Annotated in this window: 7 protein-coding genes; 3 read left to right on the forward strand and 4 right to left on the reverse strand. The window is 70.3% G+C overall.

What is annotated here, in order from left to right; translation table 11 throughout:
• Positions 1-24: 24 nt before the first annotated feature.
• Both I5I_RS12635 and I5I_RS12640 read right to left on the reverse strand, forming a co-directional pair.
• On the reverse strand, positions 25-615 hold the full coding sequence (locus I5I_RS12635) for a response regulator (RefSeq protein ID WP_239640117.1): 591 nt from the start codon (positions 613-615) through the stop codon (positions 25-27).
• A complete protein-coding gene (locus I5I_RS12640) occupies positions 612-1,877 on the reverse strand; it encodes a sensor histidine kinase (RefSeq protein ID WP_036320255.1) in 1,266 nt (421 codons plus the stop codon). The genes I5I_RS12635 and I5I_RS12640 overlap by 4 nt, the downstream gene beginning before the upstream one ends.
• A 174-nt stretch (positions 1,878-2,051) precedes the next feature.
• Between I5I_RS12640 and I5I_RS12645 the strand changes: the two genes are divergently transcribed.
• Positions 2,052-3,494, forward strand: coding sequence for a cation:dicarboxylate symporter family transporter (locus I5I_RS12645; protein WP_036320258.1), 1,443 nt, complete (start codon positions 2,052-2,054; stop codon positions 3,492-3,494).
• Between the two features lie 33 nt (positions 3,495-3,527).
• Here I5I_RS12645 and I5I_RS12650 read toward each other — a convergent pair whose 3' ends face one another.
• A complete protein-coding gene (locus I5I_RS12650) occupies positions 3,528-4,223 on the reverse strand; it encodes a DedA family protein (protein WP_239640118.1) in 696 nt (231 codons plus the stop codon).
• 58 nt (positions 4,224-4,281) lie between these two features.
• On the opposite strand from I5I_RS12650, the gene I5I_RS12655 reads away from it, so the two are divergent.
• Positions 4,282-6,234: a GDSL-type esterase/lipase family protein gene (locus I5I_RS12655; protein WP_036320261.1), complete on the forward strand. Its 1,953-nt coding sequence runs from the start codon at positions 4,282-4,284 to the stop codon at positions 6,232-6,234.
• A gap of 10 nt (positions 6,235-6,244) precedes the next feature.
• On the opposite strand, the gene I5I_RS17200 is transcribed toward I5I_RS12655, so the two are convergent.
• Positions 6,245-6,418, reverse strand: a complete 174-nt coding sequence (locus I5I_RS17200) for a DUF5302 domain-containing protein (RefSeq protein ID WP_162722461.1) — start codon at positions 6,416-6,418, stop codon at positions 6,245-6,247.
• A gap of 286 nt (positions 6,419-6,704) precedes the next feature.
• On the opposite strand from I5I_RS17200, the gene I5I_RS12665 reads away from it, so the two are divergent.
• Positions 6,705-8,251, forward strand: a 1,547-nt coding sequence (locus I5I_RS12665; protein ID WP_036320265.1) for a polyribonucleotide nucleotidyltransferase, incomplete at its 3' end; no start/stop codon positions are given.

Consider the following 8,251-nt stretch of genomic DNA (forward strand, 5'->3'; position numbering starts at 1 on the left):
TTCGAGCTCGGACCCGGGGATCCTCTAGAGTCGGGCTGCCACGCGCGACATTCCCAAGGCGTCGGCGGCTTCGGTCGCCGAGAGTCCGCCGCCGTCGCGGACGGCCTGGGACACCCGTTCCAGCGACGCGGGGGACAGCCCCTTCGGCAGTCCGATCGTGCCCGTCGGACGCAGCGCCCCCAGCATCGCGTCGATCTCGGACTGGGTCGCTGCCCCCGATGTCGCGCGGGCGCGCTCGCGATATGCGCGATATTGCTCCATCCGGTCGTGGAAGGTCGCGAAGGTGAACGGCTTGACGAGGTACTGCGCCGCGCCGAGGGCGACCACCTGACGGACGACGTCGGCGTCGCGTACCGAGGTGATCGCGATGACGTCGACGTCGGCGGCGTGTGCGCGCACGTGGCGCAGGACGTCCAGGCCCGAGCCGTCGGGCATGGTCATGTCCAAAAGGACGAGGTCGATGCGCTCCCGGCCGGGCGCGTCCAGAATCGCCGAGACAGCGGCCCGCGCGCCCGCGCACTCGGCGACCACCTCGAAACCGTCGACCCGCTCGATGTACGAGCGGTGCAGCTCGAGCGTCAGCGCCTCGTCGTCGACGAGCAGGACGCCGATCATGACCGCACCGTCGGCAGGACGACGCGGAACGTCGTCGGGGAGATCTCGACGGTGATCGTCCCGCCGATCTCGTCGATGACGGCACGCACCAGCGCCAGCCCGACGCCCCGACCGTCGCTGCCGGCCGGTTTTGTCGAGAATCCTCGCTCGAACATTCGTGCACGCACCTCCTCGTCGGGGCCGTCCCCGGAGTCGGAGACGGTGAGCAGCAGTTCGTCCTCCGCCGTGCGCGACATGTGCACGCGCACCCACCGCGGCGCCGGACCGCTCGCGGCAGCGTCCAGGGCGTTGTCGATGAGGTTGCCGACCAGCGCGACCGCGTCGATCGGGCTGAGCAGCGAGCGGGGAGCGTCGGGGGCGATGTCGGTCGACCAGTCGATCCCGCGTTCCATCGCCTGCGAGGCTTTGCCGAGCAGCAGCGCCCCGACGGTGGGATCGCCCTCGGTGCGGGCCGCGACCTGGTCCACCAGCGCCTGACTCTGACGCGCCGAATCCGTCAGGATGCCGATCGCATCATCCGTGCGTCCCAGTTCGATGAGTGCAACGGCAGCGTGCATGCGATTGCCGTGCTCGTGCGTCTGTGCGCGCAGGGCCTCGCCGAGCGTGCGCATCGACTCCGCGGATGCCAGGGTGTCGCGGATGGCGCCGGCGGGGAGGTCGCCGGCGACCAACCGCGTCGCGCGGCGGGCGAGCACCGCGCCGGCGAGCCCGGCGCCGACGAGCACGAGGCCGACGGCGGCGACCACGAGCAGCCGCGGCACCACTTGCGCGGTGACCGTTCGGATCGTCACGCCGACCGAGACCCAGCCGACGAGGCGTCCGTCCGCCTCCACCGGCACGATCGTGCGCAGCGACGGTCCGAGGGTCCCGCTGAACTCTTCGGTGAGGGCTGTCGGGGTGTTCGGGATGGTGCCGATGTAGCGCTTTCCGATCTGCGCCGGGTCGCGGTGCGTCACGCGGATGCCGTCGGCATCCATGATCGTGACGAAGTCGACACCCGCGTCCGACATGACCGCCGTCGCCATCGGCTGCAGCGCCTGGCTGGCGGTGACGTCGTCGCCCTGCGCGAGGGCCGTGGAGACCTCCTCCAGGTCGGCGAGGGTAGCCGACACCGCCTGCGTCACACGCTCGGCCTCGGCGCGTGCCGTGCGCTGCGCCTCCAGCACCAGCAGTCCGGCGGTGGCCAGAGCCAGCACGAGAGCGGCGCCGGCCAGCCACAGGAAGATCCGGGACGCGGCGCTGCGTCCGATTCTTCGGGTCATGGCGTCCTCGGCGGTCGATGGCGGGTCGTCGGCCGTCCCGACGGGTATCGGAGCGGCCGCCGGGACCAATACGACCACAAGTGAACCACGAGGCAGCCGACGCTGCACTCTGTGCGTGTGGCCGCCAGCGTCGGCGCCACCCGAACAACGACCCGTTCACACCTGGAGGCGGACATGGCCCTCACATCATCTTTCAAGCTCCCCGGCTACAACTGGCGCCGCGGCAAGAGCTCGTGGGACAAGCACACCTGGCTCTACGTGGCGGTGATCATCGCGGTGGTCCTGGGCGCGGTGGTCGGCCTCGTCTGGCCGGAGTTCGCGAAGGGGCTCGAGCCGGTCGGCAAGGCCTTCGTGAACCTCATCAAGATGATGATCGCACCGATCATCTTCTGCACCATCGTCGTCGGGGTGGGATCGATCGCGAAAGCGGCGACGGTCGGCAAGATCGGGGGCCTCGCACTGCTCTACTTCCTCGTGATGTCGACCTTCGCCCTCGCGATCGGCCTCGTGGTCGGCAACATCATCCACCCGGGTGAAGGGCTGAACATGGCCGGTGCCACGTACGACGCCGGCAAGTCCGGAGAGGCCACCGACACCGTGAGCTTCCTCCTCGGGATCATCCCCACGACGTTCTTCAGCGCCTTCACCGGCCCGAGCGTCCTGCAGGTGCTCTTCATCGCGCTGTTGGTGGGCTTCGCCCTGCAGCAGCTCGGAAAGAAGGGCGAGCCGATCATGTTCGCGGTCAAGCAGCTGCAGGTGCTGGTGTTCCGCATCCTCGGAATGATCCTCTGGCTCGCTCCGATCGGCGCCTTCGGCGCGATCGCGGCGGTCGTCGGCAAGACCGGCGTCTCGGCCATCGTGAGCCTCGGCATCCTGATGATCGCCTTCTACATCACGTGCGCGGTGTTCATCATCGGCGTGCTCGGGTCGCTGCTGTACGCGGTCACCCGGGTCAACATCTTCAGCCTCATCAAGTACCTCGCGCGCGAGTACCTGCTCATCATCGGCACCAGCTCCTCCGAGTCGGCTCTGCCGCGTCTGATCGGAAAGATGGAGCACATCGGTGTGTCCAAGCCCGTCGTGGGCATCACCGTGCCCACCGGCTACTCCTTCAACCTCGACGGCACCGCGATCTACCTGACGATGGCGTCGCTGTTCATCGCGACGGGGATGGGGATGCCGATGTCGATCCCCGAGCAGATCGGCCTGCTGGTGTTCATGATCATCGCCTCCAAGGGCGCCGCGGGCGTCACCGGTGCGGGCCTGGCGACCCTCGCCGGCGGTCTGCAGGCGTTCCGCCCCGATCTGGTCAACGGTGTCGGGGTCATCGTCGGCATCGACCGCTTCATGTCCGAGGGTCGCGCGGTCACCAACTTCACCGGCAACGCGGTGGCCACTCTCCTCATCGGCACCTGGACGAAGCAGATCGACCGTGACCGCGTGCGCGATGTGCTCGCCGGCCGCATCCCCTTCGACGAGGCCACCCTCACCGGCGACGGTCACGATGGCATGTCGACCGACACCGCGGCGGTCGGCACCCAGGGGCTGGAGGAGGCGGCGATCGCCGAAGCCGAGGCGAAGCAGGAGCGTGCCCGCGAGCGCGCCGGGGTCCGCTGACCCGAACCGCCTACAGCGGCGCCGCGCCCCCGATCACGCGTCGGGGGCGCGGCGCCGTTGTGCGCGGGCCACGATCGCGTCCGCCGCCGCGCCGAGCATGATCGCCACGACGACCGAGGCGATGACCGCGGCGACGGTGCCGCCCGGGATCAGTGCGGCGACGGCCGCACCCAGCAGGGCCTGATACAGCGCCCACGCGCTCGCCGCCGGCGCCGCCAGCAGCAGGTATCGCCGCATCGGCATCCGCGAGGCGCCCGCGACGAGATTCACGGCGAGGCGGGCGAACGGGATGAAGCGGGCCGTGAACATCAACGTCGCGCCGCGGCGGTCCAAGGCGCTGCGCGCCCCGCCGAGAGCCGCCGCCACTCTCGGACCGCGCATCCAGCGCCATCGTTCGAGGCCCGCGGTGCGGCCGACGAGGTAGCAGCCGAGGTCTCCGGTCAGTGCGGCTGCCGCCGCGACGACGATGACGGCGGCGAGCGGGGGAGAGCCTTCCGCGACGGCGAGCGCCCCGAGCGTCGTGACGGCGGCTTCGCCGGGGATGACGACGAGGAAGGCGTCGCCGACGACGAGGGCGGCCATCGCGGGGAGGGCCCAGGGACTCTGGGCGAGGGCCTGCAGCCACGCGTCGGTCACGCCTTCGGAGTAGCACGCCGTCATGAACGCGCGGGGAACGGCGCGTGCGACGGTGACGTCGGGATGGCCGCCGCGGGACCGTTCGGCGAACACTGCGTTCCCGAGGCCGATTCGGCCCCGTCGCACGCGCTGCAGCCGCAACGCTGGACCCATGAGAGTCGCGTTCGTCGCCGAGTCGTTCCTGCCTCATATGAACGGGGTCACCGGTTCGGTGCTGCAGTCGGTCCGCCATCTCACCGCGAGCGGGCACGAGGCCCTCGTCGTCGCCCCGGGCGCTCCGGGCGCGCGCTCTGACCAGCAGACGCGTCTGCTGCCCTCGATGCCGCTGCCGGGCTACCCACAGGTCCGCGTGGCGCTCGGGCGCACCGGAACCCTGGCCGGCATCCTGCGCGACTACCGTCCCGACGTCGTGCACCTCGCCTCGCCGTTCGTGCTGGGCTGGCGTGCCGTTGCAGCGGCGGCGAGCCTGGACCTGCCGACCGTGGCCGTCTACCAGACCGACGTCATCGCCTACGCCAGAAAGTACGGTCTGCCGCGGGCGACGGCCCTCACCGCGGCGCATGTCGCCCGCTTGCATGCGCGTGCGACTCTCACCCTCGCCCCGTCGTCGTCGGCGCTGGCGCAGCTGCACGAGCTCGGCGTCGATCGCACCCGCCTGTGGGGTCGCGGCGTCGACACCGAGCGTTTCCACCCCGACCGCCGCAGTGACGCGTGGCGCCACTGGATCGCTCCCGGCGAGGTCATCGTCGGCTATGTCGGGCGTCTCGCCCCCGAGAAGCAGGTGGAGGATCTGGCCGCGATCGCCCGGATGCCGGGCGTGCGGCTGGTCATCGTCGGCGACGGGCCCGCGCGTGCACGGCTGGAGCGCACGCTGCCGGGCGCGGTGTTCCTCGGCCACCTCTCGGGTCTGGAGCTCGCCCAGGCGATGGCCGGCTTCGACGTCTTCGTGCACCCGGGGGAGAGCGAGACGTTCGGTCAGACGATCCAGGAGGCGCACGCCAGCGGGGTTCCCGTGGTGGCCACCGGACGTGGCGGCCCCGTCGACCTGGTCCGCTCCAGCGTGGACGGCTGGCTCTACCGGCCCGGTGATCTCGGCGATCTGCGTGAGCGCGTGCGTGACCTCGTCGGAGACGTGACCAAGCGGCGCGCCTTCGGTACGGCGGCGCGCGCCGGCGTCGAAGGACGCACCTGGCCGGCACTCGTCGACGTGCTCCACGGCTACTACCTCGAGGCGCAGCAGCTGCATGCCGCCGACGCGGCGCGCACACCGGGGCCGCACCCGGCATCCCTCGCGCCCGCGCCCTCACCCCGGTCGTGGAGCCGCGTCGTGGCGCTCGGCGACTCGCTCACCGAGGGCCTGTGCGACACGTCACGGATGCCCGAAGGCCAGTACCGCGGTTGGGCCGACCGTCTGGCGACGCTCCTTGCACAGCGGTCGTCGTCGACGGTGCGCTACGCGAACCTCGCCGTCCGTAGCCGCCGAGTAGGGGATCTCCTCGAGGAGCAGCTGCCACGGGCTCTCGAGCTCGCGCCGGATCTGACCACCGTGCTGATCGGCGCGAACGACCTCGTGTCGCATCGCGCCGATCCCGACGCGCTCGCCGATCGCCTGGACGAGGCCGTCGGCGCGCTGCGGGCCGCCGGCAGCGACGTGCTGCTCGTGACACCGTTTCTTCCCGCTCGTCGCGCATCGGGTCTGTTCGCGCGCCGGTTCGCCCGTTTCGCCGAGCGGCTGCGCGAGACGGCGTCGGCCCACGGGGCGTTCCTGCTCGACCTCGACAGCGATCCGGACGTCGGGGAACTCGAGAAGTGGGCGCACGACAAGGTGCACCTGAGCTCGCGGGGCCACCGTTTCGTCTCGTACCGCGCCGCGGAGGTGCTCGGGCTGCCCGATGTGGAAACGCTCGGGGCGCTCGATGCCGCCCTGCACGCGGAAGAGGACCGTCCGGTCTCCGGGACCTGGCTGATGCGCGACGCTCTGCCCTGGGTCTGGCGGCGCCTGCGCGGACGCACAGCGGGCGACGAGATCACCGCAAAGCACACCGACTACATCGAACTGCCGGCCGGAGGATCCACCGCGCGCACGCGCGCGGCGCAGCCGTGAGGAGCGAACGTCAGCCGCTCTTGCGTCGGAACTCCCGCTTCGTGACCGCGCCGTGGGTGCCGTGCACCGCGGAGTCGCCGTCGAGGTGGGCCTCTCCGGTGCGACGCTGCGCGTTCTTCTTGTCGAGCGCCTCCTTGAACTTGCGCTTCATCTCCTCGGATGCCGTCGTGTCGTCGGTGCTCATGGCATCAACCATACGCACGCCGAGGTGCGACTGATAGGGTTGAGCAGGTTGCCGTGGATCTTCCGCGGCATCCGGAGCAGGCCGGCAGGAAGCTGGTCCCCTGTGGTGGGTTCCCGTTCGACACGATCCGATGCGAACGGTGGCTTTCTACTGGTGGCCAGCGCTGATCGTCCCGGCGGCGCCGCACGCGGAGCCGCCGCGCGTCTGGATCTGCCTGTTCCTGCTCCTTCGCACGATCTCGTGCGCGAAACGCGCGCGCGAGTCTAAACAAAGAAGGAGAGACCTCTTGGAAGGTCCAGAAATCACCGCCGCCGAAGCCGTTCTCGACAACGGCCGATTCGGCACCCGCACGATCCGGTTCGAGACCGGACGACTGGCGCAGCAGGCACAGGGTGCCGTCGCCGCCTACCTCGACGAAGAGACCATGCTGCTGTCGGCCACGAGCGCGGGCAAGCACCCGCGTGAGGGCTTCGACTTCTTCCCGCTGACCGTCGACGTCGAAGAGCGTTCGTACGCGGCCGGCAAGATCCCGGGATCGTTCTTCCGCCGCGAGGGCCGTCCCTCCACCGAGGCGATCCTCGTGTGCCGCCTCATCGACCGGCCGCTGCGCCCGTCGTTCGTGGATGGCCTGCGCAACGAGGTCCAGATCGTCGTCACCGTCCTGAGCATCGCCCCGGGCGAGTTCTACGACGCGCTGGCGATCAACGCGGCATCGCTGTCGACGCAGATCTCCGGCCTGCCGTTCTCCGGCCCCATCGCCGGCGTCCGTCTCGCGCTCATCCCGGGCCACGGCGAGCACGCCGACCAGTGGGTCGCGTTCCCGACGGCCGCTCAGGTCGAGGAGGCCGTGTTCGACCTGATGGTCGCCGGTCGCGTCCTCGAGGACGGCGACGTCGCGATCATGATGGTCGAGGCGGAGGCCACCGAGAACAGCTGGAACCTCATCAAGGCCGGCGCGGTCAAGCCCAGCGAGGAGATCGTCGCGCAGGGTCTGGAGGCCTCCAAGCCCTTCATCAAGGAGCTCGTCGCGGCGCAGAACGTCGTGGCGAACACCGCGGCGAAGGAGATCCAGCCCTACCCGGTCTTCCCGGCGTACGCGAAGGAGACCTATGACTTCGTCGCCGGTCGTGCCTACGACCGCCTCGTGCCGGTGTACCAGATCGCCGACAAGATCGAGCGTCAGAACGCCGACGATGCCGTGAAGGACGACGTCAAGGCGCAGCTGGTCGCCGCCGTCGAGGCGGGCGAGCTGCCCGAGAGCGCGCTGGCCGAGTTCGGCGGCGCGTACAAGTCGGTCACCAAGCTCATCGTGCGCAGCCGCATCCTCACCGAGGGTGTGCGCATCGACGGCCGTGGCCTGGCGGACATCCGTCCGCTGGATGCCGAGGTGCAGGTCATCCCGCGCGTGCACGGTTCGGCGATCTTCCAGCGCGGCGAGACCCAGATCCTGGGTGTCACCACGCTGAACATGCTGAAGATGGAGCAGCAGATCGACTCGCTGTCGCCCACGACGAGCAAGCGGTACATGCACCACTACAACTTCCCGCCGTACTCGACCGGTGAGACCGGCCGCGTGGGCTCGCCGAAGCGTCGTGAGATCGGGCACGGCTTCCTCGCCGAGCGCGCCCTCGTGCCGGTGCTGCCCAGCCGCGAGGAGTTCCCCTACGCGATCCGTCAGGTCTCCGAGGCTCTCGGCTCCAACGGCTCGACGTCGATGGGCTCGGTCTGCGCCTCGACGCTGTCGCTGCTCAACGCGGGTGTGCCGCTGCGCGCCCCCGTGGCCGGCATCGCGATGGGCCTGACTCTAGAGGATCCCCGGGACCGAGCTCGAAT

It is taken from the genome of Microbacterium sp. B24 (assembly GCF_000333415.1).
Lineage (GTDB): Bacteria > Actinomycetota > Actinomycetes > Actinomycetales > Microbacteriaceae > Microbacterium.